Annotated in this window: 19 protein-coding genes and 1 tRNA gene; 3 read left to right on the top strand and 17 right to left on the bottom strand. The window is 73.7% G+C overall.

What is annotated here, in order from left to right:
• Positions 1–157: 157 nt before the first annotated feature.
• Both M3666_RS06565 and M3666_RS06560 read right to left on the bottom strand, forming a co-directional pair.
• On the bottom strand, positions 158–2,284 hold the full coding sequence (locus tag M3666_RS06565; RefSeq protein WP_066653205.1) for a DEAD/DEAH box helicase: 2,127 nt from the start codon (positions 2,282–2,284) through the stop codon (positions 158–160).
• 476 nt (positions 2,285–2,760) lie between these two features.
• A complete protein-coding gene (locus M3666_RS06560) occupies positions 2,761–4,005 on the bottom strand; it encodes a phosphotransferase enzyme family protein (RefSeq protein ID WP_209683419.1) in 1,245 nt (414 codons plus the stop codon).
• An 80-nt stretch (positions 4,006–4,085) separates the two neighbouring features.
• Here M3666_RS06560 and M3666_RS06555 point away from each other — a divergent pair, with 80 nt between their 5' ends.
• Positions 4,086–5,162, top strand: a complete 1,077-nt coding sequence (locus M3666_RS06555) for an aromatic acid exporter family protein (RefSeq protein WP_251154801.1) — start codon at positions 4,086–4,088, stop codon at positions 5,160–5,162.
• A gap of 20 nt (positions 5,163–5,182) precedes the next feature.
• On the opposite strand, the gene M3666_RS06550 is transcribed toward M3666_RS06555, so the two are convergent.
• Positions 5,183–5,668 (bottom strand): hypothetical protein, encoded by a 486-nt coding sequence (locus M3666_RS06550; RefSeq protein WP_066653198.1) that lies wholly within the window; start codon positions 5,666–5,668, stop codon positions 5,183–5,185.
• 217 nt (positions 5,669–5,885) lie between these two features.
• On the opposite strand from M3666_RS06550, the gene M3666_RS06545 reads away from it, so the two are divergent.
• Together M3666_RS06545 and M3666_RS06540 are read left to right on the top strand one after the other, a co-directional pair.
• Positions 5,886–6,563, top strand: a complete 678-nt coding sequence (locus M3666_RS06545) for a response regulator transcription factor (protein ID WP_066653196.1) — start codon at positions 5,886–5,888, stop codon at positions 6,561–6,563.
• The gene (locus M3666_RS06540) at positions 6,560–8,059 is read left to right on the top strand and encodes a cell wall metabolism sensor histidine kinase WalK (protein WP_066653193.1); all 1,500 of its coding nucleotides are present in this window, start codon (positions 6,560–6,562) and stop codon (positions 8,057–8,059) included. The genes M3666_RS06545 and M3666_RS06540 overlap by 4 nt, the downstream gene beginning before the upstream one ends.
• A gap of 3 nt (positions 8,060–8,062) precedes the next feature.
• On the opposite strand, the gene M3666_RS06535 is transcribed toward M3666_RS06540, so the two are convergent.
• From M3666_RS06535 to rpmA, 14 genes are all read right to left on the bottom strand, one after another.
• Positions 8,063–11,476: an error-prone DNA polymerase gene (locus tag M3666_RS06535; protein ID WP_251154800.1), complete on the bottom strand. Its 3,414-nt coding sequence runs from the start codon at positions 11,474–11,476 to the stop codon at positions 8,063–8,065.
• A gap of 10 nt (positions 11,477–11,486) precedes the next feature.
• Complete coding sequence (locus tag M3666_RS06530) at positions 11,487–13,097, bottom strand: DNA polymerase Y family protein (protein WP_251154858.1); 1,611 nt, start codon at positions 13,095–13,097, stop codon at positions 11,487–11,489.
• A gap of 83 nt (positions 13,098–13,180) precedes the next feature.
• Positions 13,181–14,077, bottom strand: coding sequence for a hypothetical protein (locus M3666_RS06525; protein WP_251154799.1), 897 nt, complete (start codon positions 14,075–14,077; stop codon positions 13,181–13,183).
• A 114-nt stretch (positions 14,078–14,191) separates the two neighbouring features.
• Positions 14,192–15,694 (bottom strand): anthranilate synthase component I family protein, encoded by a 1,503-nt coding sequence (locus tag M3666_RS06520; RefSeq protein ID WP_066653186.1) that lies wholly within the window; start codon positions 15,692–15,694, stop codon positions 14,192–14,194.
• Positions 15,673–16,641 carry an aldose 1-epimerase family protein gene (locus M3666_RS06515; RefSeq protein WP_251154798.1) on the bottom strand — a complete coding sequence of 323 codons (969 nt, stop codon included), beginning with the start codon at positions 16,639–16,641 and terminating at the stop codon, positions 15,673–15,675. Before M3666_RS06515 ends, M3666_RS06520 begins: the two co-directional genes overlap by 22 nt.
• An 81-nt stretch (positions 16,642–16,722) precedes the next feature.
• Positions 16,723–16,795 (bottom strand) — tRNA-Ala (locus M3666_RS06510).
• A gap of 103 nt (positions 16,796–16,898) precedes the next feature.
• Entirely contained in the window at positions 16,899–17,273 is a 375-nt protein-coding gene (gene rsfS, locus M3666_RS06505; RefSeq protein WP_066653181.1) for a ribosome silencing factor, read from the bottom strand.
• 139 nt (positions 17,274–17,412) lie between these two features.
• The gene (locus M3666_RS06500; protein WP_251154797.1) at positions 17,413–18,993 is read right to left on the bottom strand and encodes a hypothetical protein; all 1,581 of its coding nucleotides are present in this window, start codon (positions 18,991–18,993) and stop codon (positions 17,413–17,415) included.
• Positions 18,990–19,589: a nicotinate-nucleotide adenylyltransferase gene (gene nadD / locus M3666_RS06495; protein ID WP_081984738.1), complete on the bottom strand. Its 600-nt coding sequence runs from the start codon at positions 19,587–19,589 to the stop codon at positions 18,990–18,992. Before nadD ends, M3666_RS06500 begins: the two co-directional genes overlap by 4 nt.
• 11 nt (positions 19,590–19,600) lie before the next feature.
• The gene (locus M3666_RS06490) at positions 19,601–19,801 is read right to left on the bottom strand and encodes a hypothetical protein (RefSeq protein ID WP_058728434.1); all 201 of its coding nucleotides are present in this window, start codon (positions 19,799–19,801) and stop codon (positions 19,601–19,603) included.
• Between the two features lie 44 nt (positions 19,802–19,845).
• Positions 19,846–21,111 (bottom strand): glutamate-5-semialdehyde dehydrogenase, encoded by a 1,266-nt coding sequence (locus tag M3666_RS06485; RefSeq protein ID WP_066653179.1) that lies wholly within the window; start codon positions 21,109–21,111, stop codon positions 19,846–19,848.
• A gap of 315 nt (positions 21,112–21,426) precedes the next feature.
• Entirely contained in the window at positions 21,427–22,245 is an 819-nt protein-coding gene (proB, locus tag M3666_RS06480) for a glutamate 5-kinase (RefSeq protein ID WP_066653176.1), read from the bottom strand.
• Positions 22,246–22,252: 7 nt separating this feature from the next.
• The gene (gene obgE, locus M3666_RS06475) at positions 22,253–23,770 is read right to left on the bottom strand and encodes a GTPase ObgE (RefSeq protein ID WP_066653172.1); all 1,518 of its coding nucleotides are present in this window, start codon (positions 23,768–23,770) and stop codon (positions 22,253–22,255) included.
• Between the two features lie 123 nt (positions 23,771–23,893).
• Complete coding sequence (rpmA, locus tag M3666_RS06470) at positions 23,894–24,145, bottom strand: 50S ribosomal protein L27 (protein ID WP_022905368.1); 252 nt, start codon at positions 24,143–24,145, stop codon at positions 23,894–23,896.
• Positions 24,146–24,149 lie beyond the last annotated feature (4 nt).

The following is a 24,149-nucleotide window of genomic DNA, read 5'->3' as shown; positions in this document are numbered from 1 at the left end:
TCGAACCACGCGTTTGCGTGGTTCGAGCCGCTTCTCGTTGTGCGGGAGCACGTCGTGCCGCAACGCGACCGGACCCGGCGCCGGCACCGGGCGCCGGAGCCGGCACCGGGCGGCGGCCGCCGCGCCGCCTCCACGAGCGACCGAGCGCACCCGGCGCTCAGCCCCCGAGCGCCTCCGTCAGCAGCGCCACCATCGCGTCGAGCTGGATGTCGCCCGAATCGGCGATCTCCTCGTCCGACCCGTCGAGCGCGCGGGCGGCCAGGGACGCCTTCGAGTCGATGAGCTCGGCGATCTTGGTGTCGATCGTCTGCGCCGCGATGATCCGCCACGCGGTGACGGGCTCTTCCTGCCCGATGCGGTGCACGCGGTCGATCGCCTGCGTCTGCTCCGCCGAGGTCCACGACAGCTCGGCGAGCACGACGTTCGACGACACCTGCAGGTTCAGGCCGACGCCGGCGGCGGTGAGCGAGCACACGATGACGGCGACGTCGGGGTCGTTCACGAACGCGTCGATCTCGGCCGTGCGCTGTGCGGGCGTCTGGTCACCGCGGACGGTGGCGGTCTTGAGGTGCCGACGGGCGAAGACCTCCTCGGCCTGGTCCATCACGTCGAGGTGCTTGGCGAAGAAGACCACCTTGCCGACGTTCGAGGCGAGCTGCGCCGCGTAGTCCGCCGCCAGCTGCGCCTTGGCACGACCGATCCGCCGCACCATCGAGAACACGTTCTCGCCGGTCGACGAGGCGTCCTGGTCCTCGAGCTCCCACCGCGCGACCTGGCGGACGAGCTTGTGGTCGATGCCGACGACCGGGTCCTGCCCCGTGCGGGCGTCGAGCGCCTGGTGGTACCGACGGACCAGCTTCGCGGTGAGCTCGCGCTCGGCGTCGCGGATGGAGCGGCCCTCGTCGCCGTCGAGCTCGACCGGGATGTCGGCGATCCGTCGCGCGGGGATGTCGGCGGCGACGTCGACCTTGCGGCGGCGGACGATGCCCTGGTCGATGACGGCCTTGCGGGCCTCGACGAAGAAGCCGGGGTCGGCCGGGGTGAGCCCGATGTCCTCGAGCTCGTTCATGAGCGTCGCGCGGGGCTTCTTGTCGTCGATCCAGCCGAGGAACTCCCAGATGGTGCGGAAGTCCTCGACCGAGTTGATCAGCGGGGTACCGGTCAGCGCCAGGAACAGCGGCGACGACACCCGCGCACGGATCTGCTCGGCGAGCTGCAGCACGAACCGGGAGCGCTGCGACTCCTTGTTCTTGATGAAGTGGGCTTCGTCGACGACCATGCCCTTGAAGCCGAAGGCCCCGAGCCAGCCGGCGTGCCGGTCGAGGATCTCGTAGTTCACGATGACGATGTCGGCGAAGCCGTCCAGGTCGTCCCCGTCGCCGTGGATGACGGTGGCGGTGCGGTTCGGCACCCAGCGCTCGGCCTCGCGTGCCCAGTTGGTCTTCACGACGTTGGGCACGACCACGAGCAGCGGGAAGGCGTTCGCGGCGTCGGCGGCGAGCAGCGACTGCGCGGTCTTGCCGAGGCCGGGCTCGTCCGCGAGCAGGAACGTGCGGTGTCCCTGCGCCGCGGCGGCGACGAGCTCCGCCTGGTGCTTCATCAGCGTGGTGCCGGACCGCGAGTGCAGCGAGGTCGGCTCCGGCAGCGGCATCGACGCCGCGCCACCGCCGGCGCCGTACTCGAACGACTTGAACAGCGGTCCGAACAGCTCCCAGTTCGCCAGGCGACGCGGGTGGGCGACGGGCTGGTCGGCGAGGGCGAAGTCGGGCGCGAGGAAGGGGTTGGCCAGCTGGCGCTGCACGACCGCCTGCGGCACGACCGAGCGCACCGGGGCGTCGACCACCGGGGACGGCTCGGCCGCGATGACGAGGTCCTCGGGCTGCAGTTCCATGCCGCCGGCGATCATCATGTCGCGCTTGACCGTGCGGGTCGCCTCGCTGACCGAGGCCTCCTCGGTCAGCAGCTGGATCACGCTGGTGTCCCGCGCGGCGGTCTTCGCCAGGATCGTGGCGACACCGTCGAGACGCTTGAGCTGCTCGGCGCGCTGCGCGTCGGTGAGCTCCGGGTCGGCCTTGACCCGTGCGCGCTCCTCGCGCATCAGCAGCGCGACCGCCTGGAACTTCGACCGGTTGGACGCCTTCAGCGGTCCGCGCTGCGCCGCCGCCTCCACCTCGCGCACCGCGCGGGCGAGCACCGGGATGACGCCGTCGTTGTCCAGCGGGCGGGTACGGCGCGACGCGGTCCGCGTCCCGCCGGCTGCTCGCCGGGTGCCTGATCGAGCCAACGCTCCTCCTGTTCCGCCCGTTCTCCACGGGCGAGCCGCCGTCGTGGCGGGAAGTCCTCGACCGGCGTCTGGCACGACCCCGGTCCGCGGGCCACCCTGGCCCGCTCGTGCGCCGGTCCCGCCGTGGGACGTCCGGTGGACTCCCGCGGTCCGTGCGGCCGGCACCCCTCGGGTGCTCGACACGACGATCCGCGCCGGGACCCGGCGCCGTCGCACGCACGTGGTGCCCGTCGGACGCCCACGGATCCGGTCCCCACGTCGGTCAAGTGACCGACTGCCACGTCCGGAAACGACGCGGCACGCGACGACACGGTGCGTGCTGGGCTCAGTTTACTCCCGCACCCCCGACGGAGGCGACTCGACGGGACCCGCGCGCGTCGCGCCTCCCGTCCGACCGCGCGGTGGACGGGACGCCACGACGGCCGGGAGGCACTGCCCACCACCACCGCGCGGCCGGCGACCGTCCGACGGCCGGGTCAGACCTGCGGTGCCGACCGCGGACGGAGGGTGCCGGCCGACGGCACCGCCGGCGCCGCCTCGGCGAGCGCCGCACGCGTCGCCGCAAGCAGCTGCTGCGCCGTCCGGATGCCGTTCTCGGACCCGGTCGTCGCCTGCCCACCGGCGTGCGCGAGGAGCTGCGCGCCGATCGCCGGACCGATGCGGTCGGCCTCGGCCGGGTTCCGGGCGACCCAGTCGCGGGCGACCGCGTCGGCGAGCCGCTCCGCCGCTGCCCCGCGCTCGGCGTCCCCACGGGACCGGTGCCACAGGCCGGTGACGACCAGGTGCGCGACGACCGCACCCACGTCGCGGACCGGGAACCCCCAGCCCGCCGTGTCGATGTCGAGCAGGCCGGAGATGCGCCACGGCTCGTCCTCGTCGACGAAGACCTGCTCGAGGTGCAGGTCGCCGTGCACCACCTGCTTGGGGGCGGCCCCCCAACCGATGGACCGCCGCCCGATGCCGTCGTAGAGCTCGTCGATCTCGGCCGCGTCCTGCGGCAGGGCGGCGACGAGCGTGCGCCGGTGCCAGTCGGCGTGGTCCATCGCGTCCGCGCGGGCCTGCTGCGTCATCGGCACCGTCGCGATCCGGCCGGTCAGGGCGGCGAGGGAGGCGACGAACCGCGGGTCGTCGGCGATCTCGGTGATGCGGCTGCCCGCGGGCACCCCGCGGATGCGCTCGAGCACGAGCAGGCCGTCGCCCCGGCTCGACAGCACCCGCGGGACCGGCAGCCCGGCGGCGACGAACTGCTCGTGGGTCTCGACGATCGGCGCGACGCGGTGCGGGCGGACGATCTTCAGGAACAGCACGCGCTCCGGGGCGTCGACGCGCACGACCGCGCGCTTCCCCGGGCGGTAGGCGGCGACCGACAGCGTCGGGTCGGTGACCGGCAGGCCGAGGCCGGCGAGGAGCTCGGCGACGGCGTCGCGGTACGTCACCTGCGGCAGCACCGGGAGGCCCGGGTCGTTCGGGTAGGCCCAGACCGAGACCGGCTCGCCCGTGGCGGGGTCGGTGACGACGGCGCTGTTCTGGTCGTGGGCGCCACCCGTGTCGACGTAGGTCAGGACGGTGGCGCGCTGACCGGCCCGGTCGACGGTGTCGACCTCGTAGCCGTACAGGTAGCCGTTGCCCGACGGCTCGACCGAGTGGGCGCGCGCGGCGACCACGGAGGTCCCGGAGCCGGCGAAGGCCTGCGGGATGATGCGCTCGTGGTTGGGCCACACGGGACCAGTCAACCGTGCCGCGGCGGTTTCGTCGCCATCGTGCACGGCTCGGCGTGCGGCTGGTGGCTACCGTGGTCGTCGTGAACCCGGTCGCGCGCCTCCGCAGTTCCAGCCGCACACCGTTCCTGCAGGTCGTGAAGACCGCGGTCGCGGTGGTCGCGGCGGTCCTGCTCTGCCGTGCGCTCATCGACGGGCCGTTCCCGACCTTCGCCGCGATCGCCGCGCTGCTCGTCGTGCAGCCGAGCATCAACCAGTCGTTCGTGAAGGGCCTCGAGCGCAGCGCCGGCGTGGTGCTCGGCGTCGTGCTGGCGACCGCCTTCCACCTGGTCTTCGGTGACGGCGTCTGGGTCGTGCTCGTCGTCATCGTGCTGGCGATCCTGCTGAGCTGGGCACTCCGTCTGACCCCGACGTCGGCGACCCAGGTGGGCATCAGCGGCATGCTCGTGCTCACCGCGGGGGTCGTCACGCCGAACTACTCGGCCGACCGGGTCCTCGAGACCGTCGTCGGCGCCGTCGTCGCACTCGCGGTGAACGCCGTGATCGTGCCGCCCGTGCTCCTCGAACCGGCGCACCTCGCGGTCGCCCGACTGGCCCGGGACACCGCCGCCGCGTTCGAGCGGATCGCGATCGGCCTCACCGAGGGCTGGGACGCCGAGCGGTGGGACGAGGCCCTGCGCCAGGCGCGGGCCCTCCGGCAGCAGCACGCCCGCGCCGAGGCCTCGCTCACCGCGGCGGGCGAGTCGCTGACGATGAACCCCCGTGGTGGCCGACACCGAATGATCCTGCAGCGGGACACGACGGTCGCGGAGCACCTGCGCGTCCTGGTCACCCGGGTCACCGGGATGACCCGGGCGATCCGCGACAACACGGCGCCGGACCTCCGGTCGGACCCGGTGGTGGGGAGCATCGCGACCGAGGTCGCCCGCATCGGGGCGGACGTCCGAGCACTGAGCGCACGGGTCGAGGCGACTCGGCTGCACCACGCGGAGCGCGACGGCTTCACGGGCACCGCCGCCGACGACACGACGGCCGCGGAGCCCGCGCTGACGGCGCCGCTGGAGGTCGTCCGGCCGAACTCGCGGCACTGGGTGCTCATCGGCGCCCTGCTCGAGGACATCCGACGGGTGCGGGAGGAGCTGCTCGGCGAGGACGACTGAGGCCCGCGCGGCGCGCGGCGTCAGGCCGTGGCGCGGTGTGCGGCGTGACCGGACGCCGCCGGGTGTGCGGCGTCCGCGGCGGGAGCGAGCGTGGGCGATCCCCCGCCCACTGCTGCCGGCTCGGACGCGGCGGCCGGTTCGACGGCAGTCGACTCGACGGCAGTCCGTTCGACCTCGGTCGGCTCCACCGCGGCCGCTGCCTCGACGGCCGTGAGGACGAGTCGGTCCCACAGCGCCGTCCCCGACTCGTGCTCGTCGGAGCGGACCCCCTCGAAGCCCTGGATGGTCGCGACCGCGCGATCGGCGCCGGCCTCGTACGCCGCACGGCTCGCGACGTCCGGCACCGCGCTCAGCAGCTCCGCGACGACCCGCTCGCGGCGGGCGTCCTCCAGCTCGCCGAGCACGTCGATGCCGTGCCGTGCCGCCTCGAGCTCCGCGTGCAACCGGACGATGGCCGGGTGGACGCTGTCGTCCGGACGGTACGGACGGTTCTCCTGATCCTGCATGGTGCCCCCTCGGGACACTGCGTCGGGTACGCCGTGTCCGCTGCGGAGCCTAGCAACGCGCTGCTCGCGAGGCCGATACCCCCCTCTGCGGGACGGACCGTTCTACCCTCGTCCGGGTGGCGTGGCGGGGTCACTGTGACGAGATTCAGCCTCTTCCCACCCGGAACCGCCCACGGACCGCCGTTCCCTGCCACGATGGGGGCCGAGGAGGTCGATCATGCGCCTGTTGGTGGTCGAGGACGACGACGAGATGCGCGCGCTCATGGAGCGTGGGCTCGCGGCAGAGGGGTACCGCGTCACGGCGGTCGAGAACGGTGTCGAGGCGCTCATCGCCCTCGGCGAGCAGGCCTTCGACCTCGCGGTCGTCGACGTCATGATGCCGGGCATGTCCGGCTTCGAGCTCGCCCGCCGGATCCGCGAGCGGGAGGACCCCGTGCGCATCCTGCTCGTCACCGCACGTGACGCCGTCGACGACCGGGTCTTCGGACTCGACGCGGGTGCGGACGACTACCTCACGAAGCCCTTCGCGTTCGCCGAGCTGACCGCCCGCCTCCGCGCGCTCGGTCGCCGCGAGTCGGCTGCCGGGCAGCGGGTCATCGAGGTCGGCGACGTCGCCATCGACTCCGAGGCCCGACGGGTGTCGATCAAGGGGCAGCGCGTCGCCGTCAGCCCGACCGAGTTCGCCCTGCTCCGGCTGCTCGCCCGGTCGGTCGGGACCGTCGTCGACCGCCCGAAGATCCTCGAGGAGGTCTGGGACGGCTCGCAGCACGTGGACCCGAACGTCGTCGAGCAGTACATCTCGTACCTCCGCAAGAAGCTGACCTCGCACGAGGCGACGGTCGCCATCGCGACGGTCCGGGGCCGCGGCTACCGGCTCGACCTGCTCGGGGCGTGACCGGGTCGGCACCCACGACCGGGACGGTCCGCGGCGGACGCGGCCTGCCCCGGCCGCTCCGGGTGCTCTCGCTCCGCGCCCGCATCACGATCGGCTCGACGGCGATCGCGGCGGTCGTGATCCTGCTGCTCGTGCTCGTCATGCGCTTCCAGGTCGTCAGCGTCGTCGCCAGCGCCACCCGCACCCTGCTCGACGCCGACGTCGACCCGTACGTGGCGACGCTCGAGGTCGACAGCGACCCGGACCTGTCCGCACCGGGCAACGCCCAGCTCGTCGCCGTCGTGGCACCCTCGGGCCAGATCCGGCTGTCGACCATGCCGCCCCGGGTCGAGCGGGCGCTCGGCAGCCTGACGTCGACCGAGTCGGGCACGTCGCTCATCACCGTCTCCGGGTCCGAGTACCGCGTCGTCATCGAGCACCCGGTCAACGCCGCCGGACGCTGGACCGTCGTCGCCGCACGCAACTCGCAGGCCGAGGCGATCGTGGTCGACGACCTCACCACCACGCTGTCGCTCACCGGCCTCGCGATCCTCATCGCCTTCGGCATCGCGTCGTGGGCGCTCGCCACCGCGGCGCTCCGCCCGGTGAACCGGATGCGCCGCGAGGCCGAACGGCTCTCCGTCGCCCCCGAGCGCGCCGAGCTGCCGGTCGGTCCGGCGCAGGACGAACTGGCCTCGCTCGCCACCACGCTGAACGCCTTCCTCGCACGCACCCGCCAGGTGACCGAACGCGAGCGACAGATGGTCTCCGACGCCAGCCACGAGCTGCGCACGCCCCTCGCGATCCTCACCACCCAGCTCGACCTGGCGTCGCTCGACGGCGACGACGCTGCGGCGCTCGCGGCGCACATCGACCGCGCCAAGCGGAGCGTCGCCCGGCTCTCGCGGCTCGCGAACGACCTGCTCACGCTGTCGCGCATCGAGGACGCGGAGGAACGCGAGCAGGACGGCGCGCAGCCGACCACCGCCTGGAGCGACCTGGGCGACGAGGTCATGGCCGCCGTCGACCGGGTGCGCCTCATCGCCTCGGCGAAGGACATCACGGTGGACTTCGACCTCGAACGGACCCCGGACCCGGTCGGAGCGGCGGAACCACGCTTCCGCCTCGACACCGGTGGCATGGCGCAGCTCGTCACCAACACGGCGAGCAACGCGGTCGCCGCACTCCCCCGTGGTGGTGGCGTCTTCGTGTCGTGGCGGGTCGAGGGCGACGAGGGTGTCCTGCAGGTGACCGACGACGGACCCGGTGTCCCGGAGTCGTTCATCCCCGTCGCGTTCGACCGGTTCACCCGGCCGGACGAGGCTCGGACGTCGCGCCGCGACCCGGACCCGGCGACGGGCGGGGTGCCGGTGCCGGGCGGCTCGGGCCTCGGGCTCGCGATCGTGCGCGCGATCGCGGAACGGTCGGGAGGAACGGCTGCCCTCCGCAACGTCCGGTCCGGTGGTCTCGAGGTCACCGTGCGCATCCCCGTGGTGCGCGAGCAGACCGCGTCCTGACGGTCACTGGAAGTCCCGCGACCGGGTCCGCACCGCCAGCGGCAGGTGCTCGATCCGGTCCGCCACCAGGTTCACCACGCCGTCCGGCGACCGCTCGAGGATCCCCCGCACCACCACGGCCGGCGACTCCCGTGCCACCCGCCGGTACCGTCCCCACACGCCGACGCTGCAGATGACGTTCACCAGCCCGGTCTCGTCCTCGACGTTCAGGAACGTGATGCCCGACGCCGTCGCCGGGCGTTGCCGGTGCGTCACGATGCCGCCCACCTCGACCCGTCGTCCGGTCTCCGCCGTCGCGGTGTCCTGCACGCTGAGCACCCCGCGGGCGCGCAGTCGCGGGCGGACGTGGTGCACCGGGTGGTCGTCGGTCGACATGCCCGTCGACCACATGTCCGCGATCAGGACGTCCCCGCTCGTCATCTGCCCGAACAGCGGCGGCTGCACGGTGACCTGGGTGTCGGGCAGCTGGTCGGGTCGTTCCGCAGCCGCCTGCGCCGCCGACCACATGCCGCTGCGCCGGTCGATCCCGAGCCCGGCGAAGGCGTCCGCTGCGGCCAGGGCCTCGAGCTGCGCGGTCGTCAGCCGGACACGACGGGCCAGGTCGGACATGTCCGTGAAGGGCCCGTGCGCCGCCCGCTCCGCGACGATCGCCTCGGCGCTCCGCCGGCCGAGCGAGGCGACCTCGGCCAGGCCCAGGCGGACGGCGAAGGCCCCGTCGCGTCGGTGCTCCGCGGTGTCGTCGGGCAGCGAGCCGTCGAACGGCAGCACGGGCGGCTGCTCCCCGGCCAGGCAGGCGTCGGCCCCGGTCGCACCGCTCTCGGCGTCGGGCAGGGGCTCCAGCGTCGCGTCGACCGCCGAGCGCAGGATGTCCGGCCGCAGCACCCGCACCCCGTGCCGCCGGGCGTCGGCGACCAGGGTCTGCGGTGAGTAGAACCCCATCGGCTGTGCCCGGAGCAACGCCGCCAGGAACGCCCCCGGGTAGTGCAGCCGCATCCAGGCGCTGGCGTAGACGATGAGCGCGAAGCTGATCGAGTGGCTCTCCGCGAACCCGAAGTTCGCGAACGCCTGGATCTTGGCGTAGATCGTGTCGGCGTCCTCGCCGTGGATGTCGTTCGCCGCCATCCCCGCGTAGAGCTTCTCGCGCAGCCGCTCGATCTTCTCGAGGCCACGCTTCGAGCCCATCGCCCGGCGGAGCAGGTCGGCGTCGTCCCCGGAGCACCCGCCGACGGCGATGGCCATCTGCATGAGCTGCTCCTGGAAGAGCGGGACCCCGAGCGTCCGCTCGAGCACGGGTTCGAGCGACGGGTGGATGTACGTGATCGGTTCCTCGCCCGTCCGGCGCCGGATGTACGGGTGCACGGCACCGCCCTGGATCGGACCGGGACGCACGAGCGCGACCTCGATCACCAGGTCGTAGAACCGCCGGGGCAGCAGCCGCGGGAGGGTGCCCATCTGTGCGCGGGACTCCACCTGGAACACCCCGATCGTGTCCGCGCGGCAGAGCTGGTCGTAGACGCCCTGCTCCTCCTTCGGGATCGAGTGCATGTCCCAGCGCTCCCCGCAGTGTTCGTCGGCCAGGTCGAACGAGTACTGCAGCGCCGCGAGCATCCCGAGCCCGAGCATGTCGAACTTCACGAGCCCCATGAAGGCGCAGTCGTCCTTGTCCCACTGCAGCACGGTCCGGCCGTCCATGCGGGCGTGCTCGATGGGCACGACCTCGCCGACCGGCCGGTCGGTGAGCACCATGCCCCCGGAGTGGATGCCGAGGTGCCGTGGGAACCCGAGCACCTGCTGGGCCATGTCGACCACGGTGTCCGGGATGTCGTGGTCCTGGCTCTCGGTGACCGACCCCCACCGCTCGACCTGCTTCGACCACGCGTCCTGCTGCCCGGGGCTGTGCCCGAGCGCCTTCGCCATGTCCCGCACGGCGCCCTTCGGCCGGTAGGTGATGACGTTCGCGACCTGCGCCGCGTTGAACCGTCCGTACTTCTCGTAGACGTACTGGATCACCTCCTCGCGCCGGTCCGAGTCGAAGTCGACGTCGATGTCGGGCTCCTCGTCGCGCATCGCCGACAGGAACCGCTCGAACGGCAGTCCGTACCGGATGGAGTCGACCGCGGTGATCTCGAGCAGGTAGCAGACGGCCGAGTTCGCCGCCGAGCCGCGCCCCTGGCACAGGATGCCCCGCTGCCGGGCGTACTGCACCATGTCCCGCACGATCAGGAAGTACCCCGGGAAGTCCTTGTCCGCGATGACGGACAGCTCCCGCTCGATGCGTTCCCGCTTCTGCGGGTCGACACCGTCGGCGCTGCCCGGGTAGAACCGACGGGCGCCCTGCCAGGTGAGCTCGCGCAGCCACGACATCGTCGTGTGCCCCTCGGGGACCTCGACGTCGGGCAGCCCGGGCTTGGCGGTCCGGAGCCGGAACCCGAGTTCGTCGGCCAGGGCGACGCTCGTCTCGACGGCGCCCGGCCAGCGCGCGAAGCGCGCGGCCATCTCGGCACCGGACCGCAGGTGGGCGGTCGGGGCCGCCGGCAACCAGCCGTCGATCTCGTCGAGGCTCCGCCGTGCCCGCACGGCCGCCAGCGCGGTCGCCACGGGGAAGCGGTCGGGGGTCGCGTAGTGCACGTTCCCGGTCGCCACGACGGGGAGTCCGTGCCGTGCCGCGAGCGTCGCGAGGACGTCGTTCCTGGCGGTGTCGAGCGGTTCCCCGTGGTCGGTCAGCTCGACGACCACCCCGGCCGTGCCGAACCGGTCGAGCAGCGCACGCAGGGCCTCGTCCGCCGCCGACTCGCCCCCGCGCTCGAGGGCCTGGCGGACGGTGCCCTTCCGGCAGCCCGTGAGGACCCGCCAGTGTCCGTCGGCCTGCGCCGCGAGCTCGTCGAGGTCGTACTGCGGCCGCCCCTTCTCGGCCCCGGCTGCCAGGTTTGCCCGCGTGACGGCCGCGGCGAGCCGGTGGTAGCCGTCCTGCCCGTCGGCGAGCAGCAGCAGGTGTGTGCCCTCCGGGTCGGGGACGCCGTTCTGCGGTTCGGTCAGCCCGAGGGACAGCTCGGTGCCGTACACGGTCGTCACGGTCGGGTACGCCTCGGCCACCTCGGCCATCCGGGCAGCGCCGTAGAACCCGTCGTGGTCCGTCAGCGCCAGGCCGTGCAGGTGCAGGCGTGCGGCCTCCTCCACCAGGTGCTCCGGACCGCTGGCGCCGTCGAGGAAGCTGAAGGTCGAGTGCGCGTGCAGCTCGGCGTACGGCACGACCGGGGCGTCGTCGTCGGCGGCGGGTGTCGGCGGGACGTACCGGGACCGCTTCCGCGACCAGGCCGGGCTGTCCCCGCCGTCGCCGGCGTGCGTACTGTCCGGCCGCTTGTCCGACAGGGCGCGTTCGAACTGCGACCACGGGATCGGTGGGTTGCTGTAGCCCATCAGGTCTCCTTCACGTCGCGACCGCCTCGGCCCACCACCGGTGGTCGGCGAGCACCAGGTACCAGGCCCGGCCGTCGTCGTCGACGACCTGCAGCCGGTGCAGTCGCCGCCCGCCGGCCTCCCACCAGCGCACGACGAGCGGCCACGGCCCCGCCCACGCGGTCACGGACGCGAACCGGCCGCCCCGCTCGCCCTCGGCCCGGAACCGCTCCGGCACCGCGGTCAGTGCGCCGCGGTCGTCGACGTCGACGGTGTCACCCCCCGCAGCGACGACATCCACCGGACGGGGTCGCTCGAGCACGGTCGCGGGTGGCGGCCCCGGGAGCCTGCCGGGCCACGGCCGGTCGCGGACGGTCGCCAACGCCCGCTCGCCGCCGACCGGGGCGTCGCCCCAGGGCACGAGCACGACGCGCTCGGCCAGCGTGCGGCCCCCGCCGATCCGCGGGGTGACCACGCCTTCGTGCCCGACGAGCCCCTGCACCCGGGCGAGGGCGTGGTGCACCCGCTCGTCGGGTCCGGTCCCCCAGAGCCCACGCTCGTGGTTCGACGCGTCGTCGACCGCGACCGGCTCGAGCACCACCTGGACCACGGGCGCCTCGAGCCCGGAGGGGTCCACACCGCCGGCGAGCTGCCAGCGCACGCGGTCGACGACGTCGGCGGCGTCGAACCAGCGCGGGTGCACCCAGGTCCGTTCGAGCAGGAGGTCGCGCTCGTCGACGATGCCCACCCGGATCGTGGTCGCGACGAGTCCGGCCGCGCGCAGCCGTGCGGCGAAGTCGTCGGCCGAACGGCGGAAGGCGAACGCCACCTGGTCGGCACGGTCGAGCGGTGGCTCGAAGGACGCCTCGACCCGGAGCTCCGGCGGGACCGCCCGCGCTGCGACCTCGCGCGGGTCGCGACCGCCCGCCAGCCGGTGCAGGAACGCCCCGGCGACACCGAACCGGTCGCGCACCTGCTCGTCGCCGAGCGCGGCGAAGTCGCCGAGCGTGGCGATGCCGAGCCGCCCGAGCACCATCGCCAGGTCCGGGTCGCCGAGCACGCCGAGCGGCAGGTCCGCCAGGAACGGGGCCGAACCGCCGACCGGCACGATGCGCACCCGCTCCCCCGGGCGCACGGGACGCGACCGCGCTGCCTGTTCCGCCGCGAACGGGGTGTCCGCCACCCCGGCACGCACACCGGGCGCACCGTGGTCGGCGGCGATCCCGGCCAGCGTCGCCGCGGCCGCCCGCTCGCCGCCGTAGTAGCGCGCAGGCCCCCGGGAGCGCAGGGCGATCGTCCCCGGTCGCAGGACCTCGACCCCGGGGACCGCTTCCTCGATCGCACGGATGACGGGTTCGAACGCGCGGTGGTCGAGTGCGTCGTCGTAGGGCTCGACCACGAGTTCCGGGCAGCGCGCCTGGGCCTCGCGCACGCGGAGGCCCCGCACCACCCCCTGCTGCCGGGCACTGGCCGAGCTGGCGAACACCACCCCCTTCGCCACCAGGGCGAACGGGTGCTCGGGCGGCGACCCCGCGGCCCGGGCGGCGGCGATCACCGGCCAGTCCGGGCACCAGAGCACGATCGTGCGCGCAGGCGGTGGTTCCGGCAGGGCGCCGCCACGGGCCAGGGCATCGGCACGCACGGCCCCCGGCCCCGGCACCCCGGCGCCGGCGGTCCCCCTGGTCGTGCCGCGCGGCGAGGCGGCACGGGCCCGTCCCCGCGGGCTCACGACGCCACCGCGACCGGGCGGAGCACCCGCGACTCCCCTGCGCCGTCGACGGCCGCGCTGCCGACGCCGCCCGGAGCGCCCGTGTCCGTCCCACCGGCCCGGGCGACCAGGGGCGCGGCGGGTCGCACCGCACCGTCCGCCGCCGGGAGCAGCAGGTCGGCGCTGACGGGTCGACCTGCTCCCGCGCGGCCGGACGCCGTCACCGTGGCACGCCGCTCCGCCAGGTACCCGTGGCCGTCGCCGATGCCGGTCCACACCGAGCCGCTCACCCGCAGCGTGACGTCGGCGCCCGGCCAGGTACCGAGGGCGACGAGCGCTCCACCGCGCTGCCGCAGCCGCGCGGACAGCCGCGAGACGTCGCCGGGCACGACCCGGCCGAGCGGTCGCGTCAGGACGATCTGCGCCACGTCGGCGAGGGCTGCAGTCACCGTGAGCCACTGGTCGCCCGGATCGGGCACGAGCACGAGTCGTTCGAGGTCGATGCCCATCGCCGCCGCCGCCTCGACCCCGAAGGACGGCACACCGACCACGGCGCACCAGGCCCCCTCGGCCGAGGCCGCCTGCAGCATGGTCATCGCGAGCAGCACGGACTCCTGCACGGCGTAGGAGCCACCGACCCGGATCGCGCCACCGGGCAGCAGCGACCGCAGGGCGTCGGCGGTGGGGAGCCCCTGGACGTCGACGCGGGGTGCTTCCATCTCGGACACTCGGGAGCGCAGCGACGTGATGCGTTCGAGCGCTGCCCGGGCGTCCCCCAGGTGGTCGACGCGCCGGGTCGGTCGGGACGCCCCGGAGCGGCCCCCGGGGCGAGCGGGACCGTCGGGCCCGGTCGCCCCCTCGGGCCCGGGCGACAGGAGTGCCGCCGCCGTCTGCATGCCCTCATATTCGAACATGTGTTCGATGATGTCAACCGGGTCCGACATCCGGTGGACAACCACTTCGAACACCCGTTCGACACGCCCGACCGGTGCCGGGACGCGGTCCCGACCCACGCCCGGGCACCCCGCTCACCAGCGGGCCGAGACCCCCAGTGCTCCGAACACCGACCGGGTCTTCGTCTCGACCTCGTCCGCCTCGTCCGACGCGACCGACGACCACGTCACCGCGCCTCCGGCCCCGAACGTCCGGACGCGTTCCGCTCCCCGGTCGTCCAGCACCGTCACCAGTGTGCGGATGGCCACCGACAGGTCGACCGCACCGTCCGCGGAGAAGTAGCCCACGACCCCCGAGTACACGCCCCGCGGTGCCCCCTCGAGCCGGTCCGCGATCGCCATCGCGCTGATCTTCGGCGCCCCGGTCATCGATCCCGGCGGGAACGCAGCGCGCACGAGCGCTGCACGGGACGCCCCGGCCGGCAGCACGGCGGACACCGTCGACACGAGCTGGTGCACGGTCGCGTAGGTCTCGACGTCGCAGAGCCGCTCGACGTGCACCGACCCGGGCACCGCCGAGCGGAGCAGGTCGTTCCGCAGCAGGTCGACGATCATGACGTTCTCGGCGCGGTCCTTCGGGCTCGCCGCGAGCGCCGCGCGCGCCGTGGCGTCACGTCGCGGGTCCGGGTCACGCGGCCGCGTGCCCTTGATCGGCTCGGCGACGACCGTGCCGTCGGCACCGACCCGCAGGAACCGCTCCGGCGAGCGGCTCGCGACCCGCAGCGTGCCGAGTCGCAGGTAGGCACCGAACGGGACGGGGTCCGCCCGCCGCAGTCGCAGGTACTCGACCAGGTGCGGGTCCGTGGCGGGCGCGGGCAGGGCCTCCCGTCCGGATGCACCGACCGCGAAGGCGGTCGTGAGGCACACCTGGAACGCGTTCCCCTCACGGATCTCGGCGCGGCACGCCTCGACCGCTGCCTCGTACGCGTCGCGGGACACGCGCCCGTCCGCACCGGCCTGGAGGCCCGTGGTGCCGTCCGTCGCGTCGACGGACGGCCGCCCCGTGTGCGGCCCCGCGAGCCACGCCCGGTTCGCCGCGCTGGCCGTCGGTTCGTCGTCGGTCACCAGGGCGAGCGCCCAGGCACGACCGTCGGCGTGCACGACGAGCGCGCGGTCCACGAAGCGCAGGTCGGCGTCCGCGTGCGCCGCGGCGCGGTCGGGGCCGCCGGACTCGCGACCGAGCTCGTACCCGAGGAACCCGACCCAGCCGAGCGCGAACCCGCAGCCCGGCACGGGGGCCTCGAGCGCCGGGGTCCGGGTCAGCAGGTCGTCGAGCACGGTGAAGGCGGCACGCGCCTCGGTGCGGGACGGCCCGAACCACCGCTGCGCAGCGGACGGGACCTCGAGCACCGCGTGTCGGTCCTCGTGCCGGAACCGCGTCGCGAACGGCCCGTCCGTGTGGGCGAGGACCGACCACCGGGCGCGTCCACGAGCGGCCTCCGGCGCACCCTCGGGCAGCCCGGAGTCGAGCCAGACGACGTCGGAGCCGGTGGCAGCCGCCAGCGCACCGAGGTCCGGGGCGACGTCGAGGCGACGCGCGAGGACCCGCGCTCGGGTCAGACCGCGGCGATCGTCCACGAAGCGGCGTGTGCGGCACCGGGTGCGAGCACGACGAGCCCGGACTCCTCGCCAGCGTTGAAGGCGTCCGGCGCGCAGGTCATCGGTTCGACCGCGAGGCCGACGCGGTGGTACTCCGGCACGACGTGGTCAGCGGTGTGCACCTGCGCCCAGCCGCACTCCGGCCCGAAGGACACCCGGACCCCGTGGCCGTCCGCCGCGGTGAGCACGATCGTCGCCAGCCCGTCGCCGTTCCGGTCGAACCCGGTGAACGCGTGGTCGATGAAACGGTCGCCGATCGCGGTCGCGGTGCGCAGGTCGAACTCGTCGTGCACGGGGGCGGTGCCGGTCGGCACGAGACGGTCCTCGGTGACCTCGAGCACCTCGGCGGCGGGCAGGGTGAGGGTCCAGTCGTCGACGCGACCGGCGCCGGCGACGAGGTACGGGTGCGGCCCGGTCCCCCACGGCGCCGCGTCCCCACCGGTGTTCGTCCCGGTGACGGTCGTGTGCAGTCCGTCGGCGTCGACGCGGTACTCGACGAGCACCTCGACGCGGTACGGGTACCCCTCCTGCGCGGGGACGGTCGTGGCGAGCACGGCACGGTCGGGCTCGTGGACCACGATGCGGAAGTCGGTCCAGGCGACGAGGCCGTGCAGCGCGTGGTGCCGCTTCGGTTCGGTCAGGGCGAGCTCGTGGTCCTGTCCGCCGAAGGTGTACCGGCCGTCGACGACCCGGTTCGGCCACGGGGCCAGGACGGCGCCGCGGAAGGCCGGACGGACCTCGTCGGCGGCGAACGGGACGACCAGGTCGCGTCCGTCGGCGCGGAGTGTCCGGAGCGACGCCCCGACCGAGGCGATCTCGGCGGTGTACCCGCCAGCGGTGATCGTCAGGGCGGACCCGGACAGCGGGGATCCGGCCAGGTGGGGACCGGTCGGCTGGGGACCGGCCACGGGGGCGTCGTTGCTCATGCGCAACAGCGTACTGGGGTGCGGCGGCCCGGAACGACGAAGCCCCGCCGGGGTCCGGCGGGGCTTCGTCGTGTTCTTCGGTGGATCTGAGGGGACTCGAACCCCTGACCCCCTGCATGCCATGCAGGTGCGCTACCAGCTGCGCCACAGACCCAGATCGTGTTGCTCCGTGCCCCCGTTCCCGGCGGCACCATGAAAGCGTACACCACGCGAACGCCGGGTGACGAAATCGTCTCCGCCACCCGGGCGCGTCGCGTCTACGCCGTGTGGTCGACGGGCAGCTCGAGCGGGATCGTCGGGCAGTCCGACCAGAGGCGCTCGAGCGAGTAGTACTGACGGTCTTCCTCGTGGAAGACGTGCACGACGATGTCGCCGAAGTCGATGAGGACCCAGCGGCCTTCGGTCCGGCCCTCGCGTCGGAGCGGCTTGGCGCCGGCAGCGATCAGACGGTCCTCGACCTCGTCCGCGATGGCGAGCACGTTGCGCTCGTTCCGGCCGGTCGCGAGCAGGAACACGTCGGTGAGCTGCAGCGGCCCGGTCACGTCGAGGGCGACGAGGTCTTCGGCCTGCTTCGCGTCGGCCGCCTGGGCGGCGATCTGCACGAGTTCCAGTGCGCGTGAGGAGGCGGTCACGGAGTCCTTCCGGTCGTCGGCACCGCGCTCTGCGGGTCCGTGTGGTGGGTCCTGATCATAGGCCACCCCGCCGACAGCGGCCAGGCCGGTGGGCCGGGTCGGGCGACGGGGCGACGTTCGACGAGGGGTCGGCGGGCGGTCAGCCGCCGAGGTGGGTGGTGAGCAGGGCGACGATGATGACCCCGGCGGCCGCCAGACCGACGGCGCCGACGGTGACGCCGAGGATGACCGGGGTCCGGGACTCCTTCGGCTTCGCGGCGGCGAGCACGACCTGACGGGTGGACGTGTGGCTCGACACCGCACGGCTCGCCCGGACGGGGCTCGCGTCCGTCTCCGGCTGCTCGTCGTGCTGCTCGAGCAGACGGTCGACCTCGGACCCGTCGATCGGTCGGTGTGACCCGGTGGAGGACAGCGACGCGGGCAGGTCGATCGAACCGGTCAGGATGACCTCACCCGTGGCGTTCAGGGCCCCGGTCGGGTCGGCCAGCGCCGAGTTCGGCAGCACGATCGAGTTGGTGTCCTGCACCGCGACGCGGCGCGTGCCCGTCACGTCGTGCACCTCGGCGTCACCGGCGTCCCGCGCCTGCTGGGTCCAGTGACCGGCCGGCGGTTCGAAGGCCGTCGTGACCGGCTTCGGCTCGGGGCTCCGACGGAACGCGGCGGGGACGCGGGGGGCGTCACCGACGGCGTCGGCACCGTCGTCGGGACGGGAGTCCGTCGCCGGCGTCGGGCGCTGGATCGGGACCTCGTTCGTGTCGTCGTCGAGCGACAGCGGGAAGACGACGGGCGTCGAGGACGAGGCCATCGGCGCCGACGACGGCGACACTCGGGCAGCATCGTCGTCCGCGGCACCGTCCGAGCGCCGTGCGTCGTCGTCGGTCTGGCGGTCGTCGGTGGCCCGGGCGTCGTCGGTGGTCGGGGCGTCGTCGGTCTCCGGCGGCGCCCAGGTCGTGCGGTGGCGTCGGGGTTCCTCGGCGTGCGCCGCGGCCTCGCTCAGGGGCTCGATCGCGTCCGGGGAGCCGTCGGCCTCGGTCGCCTGGGCCACCGCAGCGGCGTCGAGCATCTCGGTCTCGGCAGCAGGCTCCTGACCGGGTGCGTCCGTGGCGTCGCCGGTCCGGTCCGTCGCCTCGGAGGCGTCGACGACCGGGGTCGGGGCGAGCGGGACCTGGGCGGACCGGACCGGGTCCTGCGCCGAGGTCGGACGATCCGCGGACGCCGGGACCGGACGCGGCGGGGTCGACGACCCGCGGTCTGCCGAGGCCGGGCGCGGACGCTCGGTGTCCTGGTCGAGGTGACCGACCGACCCGATGACGTCCTGGACGGTGCGGTCGGAGGACTGCGGGGTCGGCGCGCGCAGCGGCACGGGCTGCACCGCCTGCCCCTCGGCCTCGCGCATCAGGCGGAGCTGACGACGGGTGAGGCCGCCGGTCCCCGGCACGATCTCCGTCGCCGAGGCCGGAGCCGGGGTGAGCGGGAACACCGCGCCGGCGGGCTGCGGGGCAGGAGCGGAGTCGCCGGAGGTGGGACGGGCTGCCGACTGCGCGGGGCCGCTCGGCGACGGCGCGACGTGCGAGCCCGGTCGACGACGGGCCTCGGGCTGGTCGGACGGTGCTGCGACGGTCGGCGGCGGGGTGACCGGCTGCCCGCCGGCTGCGGCGGCACGCTCCCGCTCGCGCGCCTCACGCCGCGAGAGAGGCGGCTGCGCGTCGGACGAACTCATGCAACGCTCCGATACAGGTGGTGCTTGGAGATGTACTGGACGACCCCGTCCGGGACCAAGTACCACACGGGGTGGCCGCGCCTGACCCGGTCGCGGCAATCCGTCGAGGATATCGCCAGTGCAGGGACTTCGAGCAAGCTCACGTCTCGTTCGGGGAGTCCGGTGATGCTCAGATCGTGGCCCGGACGGGTGACCGCGACGAAGTGTGCGAGGTCCCAGAGGCCATCATGATCCTTCCAGTCGAGGATCTGCTGAACGGCGTCCGCGCCCGAGATGAAGACGAGCTGCGCATCCGGTCGCTGGTCACGCAGGTCGCGGAGCGTGTCGATCGTGTAGGTGGGCCCCGGACGGTCGATGTCGACCCGGCTGACCGTGAACATCGGGTTCGACGCCGTCGCGATGACCGTCATCAGGTACCGGTGTTCGGCGTCGGTGACGTCCGACTTCATGTACGGCTGACCGGTGGGGACGAAGACGACCTCGTCCAGGTCGAAGGCGCGCGCGACCTCGGACGCCGCCACGAGGTGCCCGTGGTGGATCGGGTCGAACGTGCCGCCCATCACGCCGATGCGTGGGCGCCCCGTGCTCTCGAGCATCGAGCGGCGTGTCAGAGCTTGGTGTGACCGAACTCGTCGACACCCGTCTCGTGGTGGCGGGTGGCCTCGAACTTGTGCGAGTGACGGTACGCGACGTCGCGGAAGCTCCAGGTGACGAACCCGAGGAACGTGAAGAACAGCGCGCCGCACATCGGGAAGACGAACGCGGGCACCCCGGAGGCGTGCTCAGCAGCTTCTGCGAGGAAGGTCATCGGTCCGGTGCTCCGTTCGATCGGGTGGGAAGTCGCGGCCCAGTCTAGCCGCGGATCTGTCCGTGCCCGCGCACGATCCACTTGGTGCTGGTGAGCTCGGGCAGTCCCATCGGGCCGCGCGCGTGCAGCTTCTGCGTCGAGATGCCCACCTCGGCGCCGAAACCGAACTCGCCGCCGTCGGTGAAGCGCGTCGACGCGTTCGCCATCACCACCGCGGAGTCGACCTCGGCCAGGAAGCGCTCGGCCGTGTCGACGTCGTCGGTCACGATCGACTCCGTGTGGTGCGTCGACCACCGCGCGATGTGCGCCATCGCCGCGTCGACGTCGGGTACGACCCGGATCGACAGGTCCAGGTCCATCGACTCCGTCGCCCAGTCCGCATCGGTCGCGCGGAGCACGCCGGGGACGATGGTCCGGGTGGCATCGTCGCCGCGCAGGGTCACGCCGGCGGCTCGGAGGCGGTCGGCCAGCACCGGCAGCAACCGCTCGGCAGCCGCCTCGTGCACGAGCAGCGTCTCGAGGGCGTTGCAGACACTCGGCCGCTGGACCTTGCTGTTCAGCACGATGTCGACCGAGCGCTCCAGCGGTGCCGACGCATCGAGGTAGACGTGCACCACGCCCGCACCGGTCTCGATCACGGGCACCTGCGACTCGGTCACGACGGTCTGGATGAGCGAGGCACTCCCCCGCGGCACCAGGACGTCCACGAGCCCGCGAGCACGCATCAGGTCGGTCGCCCCCTGGCGCCCGAACTCGTCGATCGTCTGCACGAGGTCCGCCGGCAGCCCCACCGAGGCCACCGCCCCGCGGATGCGCTCGACCAGCTCGGCGTTGGTGCGCTGCGCTGCGGATCCGCCACGGAGGACGACGGCGTTGCCGCTCTTCAGCGCGAGCGCGGCGATGTCGACGGTCACGTTCGGGCGCGCCTCGTAGATGGCCCCGACGACCCCGAACGGCACGCGGACCTGGGTGAGCTGGAGTCCGTTCGGCAACCGGGACCCGCGGACGAGGTCGCCGACCGGGTCCGGCAGTCCCACAACGTGCTCGACCGCCCCGGCGAGGGCGTCGATCCGTGCGGTGTCGAGGCGCAGGCGGTCGAGCAGACCGGAGGAGAGCCCGCCGTCCTCGCCCGCGACGAGGTCTCCGTGGTTCGCCGCGACGATGGCGTCCGTCCCGGCACGCAGGGCGACCGCGACGGCGCGCAGTGCCTGGTCCTTGACCGCCGTGGTCGCCGTCGCGAGCGCCGTCGAGGCGGCACGCGCCGCGACCAGCTTGTCGGTGAGGGTGGGGGCGGTGACGGTCGGCGACATGGTCCGATACTAGGTCGGCCGCCGGGCTCGTGACGCTGGTGGGGTCATGCCTGTGGAGACGGCCGGGAGGCGCGACTCCGGTGCAGGACTCGGCTCACGTCCGCGAGTGTCCGGCACCGCTCGCGATCCTGCCGCCGGGGCGGAGCGTGCCGCGGTGGGACGCCGCCGTCGGCGCGGGACGGTCCGGTGCCGCCGAGACGGACCCGCTTCCGGCGGCGTCTCACCCGCTCCGCGGCGTCTCGACCGAACGCCGACGTCTCGACCGCAGGCCGACGTCGCGGGCCGGCACCGTGCCTCCAGGCCGACCGAGTCCCGTCAGCGCCGCGGCGCCGCGTGGAACCAGGTGCCGACGTGCTCCCCGGCCAGTGCCCGGTCGACGAGCGCGGTCCCGGTGACGAGCACCGACGTCCCCGCCTCGGCCGCGAGCCGGGCCGCGGCGACCTTCGTGCCCGCTCCGCCGGTCCCGACGCCGGCCGCCCCGACCGACCCGAAGGTCACGCCGGCGAGCTCGTCGCCGAACGGGACCTCGTCGATGGGCTCGGCCCCCGGGTGCTCCGGCGGACGGGTGTAGAGCGACGCGACGTCGGACAGCAGCACGAGCGCGTCGGCCCCGAGGAGCCGCGCGACGAGGGCCGCGAGCCGGTCGTTGTCCCCGAAGCGGATCTCGTGGGTGGCGACCGTGTCGTTCTCGTTGACGATGGGGAGCACCCGCAGCGCGAGCAACCGGTCGACCGCCCGCTGCGCGTTCACCCGGTGCGTCGGGTTCTGCATGTCCCCCGCGGTGAGGAGCACCTGTGCCGCGACGATGCCGTGCCGGTCGAGCTCCTTCTGGTACCGGAACATGAGCACGTTCTGCCCGGTCGCGGCCGCTGCCTGCTGGGTCGCCAGGTCCTCGGGGCGTCCCTCGAGCCCGAGGAACGGGAACCCGGTGGCGATGGCACCGGAGGACACGAGCACGACCTCGGTGCCACGCGCATGTGCCGCGGCCAGGGCGTCCACGAGCGCGGCGATCTGCCCGGTGTTGTCACCGCTGACCGACGACGACCCCACCTTGACGACGAGCCGACGCGCACGCGGCACGTCCTGCCGCCGGCTGACGGGCCCGAGGTCGGTGCGTGCGCGCGCGTCGGTCATGCGTCGGTCAGTCCTGGTCGTCCCGGTCGTCGTCGGCCCACAGGCCGGACACGCGCTCCTGCTCGAGCTCGGCGCGCGCAGCCGCCTTGGCGTCCATGCGCTCGAAGTACTCCTCGCGGCGCTCGTTGCGCGTCGGGCGCGACGATCCGCCGACGCGGGCGTCCGTGCCGCGGGCGCTCGTGATGAGCTCGGCGGTCGACGTCAGCGTGGGCTCCCAGTCGAACACCATGCCGCCGTCCCCGCCGATGACGACGGTGGACCCGGCGACCGCTCCGGCCTTGAACAGGCCGTCCTCGACGCCGAGCTTCGCGAGCCGGTCGGCCAGGTAGCCGATCGCCTCCTCGTTCGTGAAGTCGGTCTGGGTGACCCAGCGCTCCGGCTTGTCGCCCCGGACGCGGTAGAAGCGGTGCTCCTCGCCGCCCTCGGCGCGCACGGTGAAGGGCTTCTCGTTGACGGCCTTCGGGCGGAGGACGATGCGCTCCTGCTCGGGCGCGGCGGGACGATCGGCACGCGCCTGCTCGACGACCTCGGCCAGGGCGAACGTCAGCTCGCGCAGACCCTTGCGGGACGCGGTCGAGATCGGGAACACGCGGTAGCCGCGCTCCTCGAGCTCGGCGGTGACGAAGTCGGCGAGCTCGGCTGCCTCGGGCACGTCGACCTTGTTGAGCGCGACGAGCTGCGGACGCTCGAGGAGCGGGGTCTGGCCCTCCGGCACCGGGTAGCGCTCCAGCTCGCCGAGGATGACGTCGAGGTCGGAGAGCGGGTCGCGGCCCGGGTCGAGCGTGGCGCAGTCGATGACGTGCAGGAGCGCCTCGCAGCGCTCGACGTGCCGGAGGAACTCGAGGCCGAGGCCCTTGCCCTCCGACGCGCCCTCGATCAGGCCCGGGACGTCGGCGACGGTGAAGCGGACCTCGCCCGACTCGACGACGCCGAGGTTCGGCGTCAGGGTCGTGAACGGGTAGTCGGCGATCTTCGGCTTCGCGGCGGAGATCGCGGCGATGAGCGAGGACTTGCCGGCGCTCGGGAACCCGACCAGGGCGACGTCGGCGATCGTCTTCAGCTCGAGGCTGACGTCGCCGGTCCACCCCGGGGTGCCGAGCAGCGCGAAGCCGGGGGCCTTGCGCTTCGTGGTCGCGAGCGCGGCGTTGCCGAGACCGCCCTGACCGCCGGGGGCCACGACGACGCGCATGCCGGGCTCGGTCATGTCGGCGAGGACCTCGCCGTCCTCGTCGTGCACCACGGTGCCGATCGGGACGGGGAGCTCGAGGGTCTCGCCGCTGACACCGCTGCGCATGTCGCCCATGCCCGGCTGGCCGTTCTTCGACGAGCGGTGCGGCGAGCGGTGGTAGCCGAGCAGGGTCGTCACCTGCGGATCGGCGACGAGGACGATGTCCCCGCCGTCACCGCCGTTGCCGCCGTCCGGGCCGGCGAGGGGCTTGAACTTCTCACGGCGGACCGACACGCAGCCGTTGCCGCCGTTCCCCGCGGTGAGGTGCAGGGTCACGCGGTCGACGAAGGTCGCCATGGGTCCACTCCTGGTTCTGACTCGAGCGCGCGGACGGTACCGCGGCGCTCGAGGTCGTGCACGAAAGAACGGGAGGGGCGGGCACGTGGCCCGCCCCTCCCGCAGAGTCTGTCGTCGCTGGTGTTACGCGTTGACGATGTTGACGACCTTGCGGCCGCCCTTGGTGCCGAACTCGACCGAACCGGCCGAGAGGGCGAACAGCGTGTCGTCGCCACCGCGGCCGACGTTGGCGCCCGGGTGGAAGTGGGTGCCGCGCTGGCGGAGGATGATCTCGCCGGCGTTGACGACCTCGCCACCGAAGCGCTTCACGCCGAGGCGCTGTGCATTCGAGTCACGACCGTTGCGAGTGGAGCTCGCACCCTTCTTGTGTGCCATCTTC

Origin of the sequence: Curtobacterium sp. ODYSSEY 48 V2, assembly GCF_023712625.1 — a bacterium.
Taxonomy (GTDB): domain Bacteria; phylum Actinomycetota; class Actinomycetes; order Actinomycetales; family Microbacteriaceae; genus Curtobacterium.
This window is presented reverse-complemented; position numbering and strand designations above follow the sequence as displayed.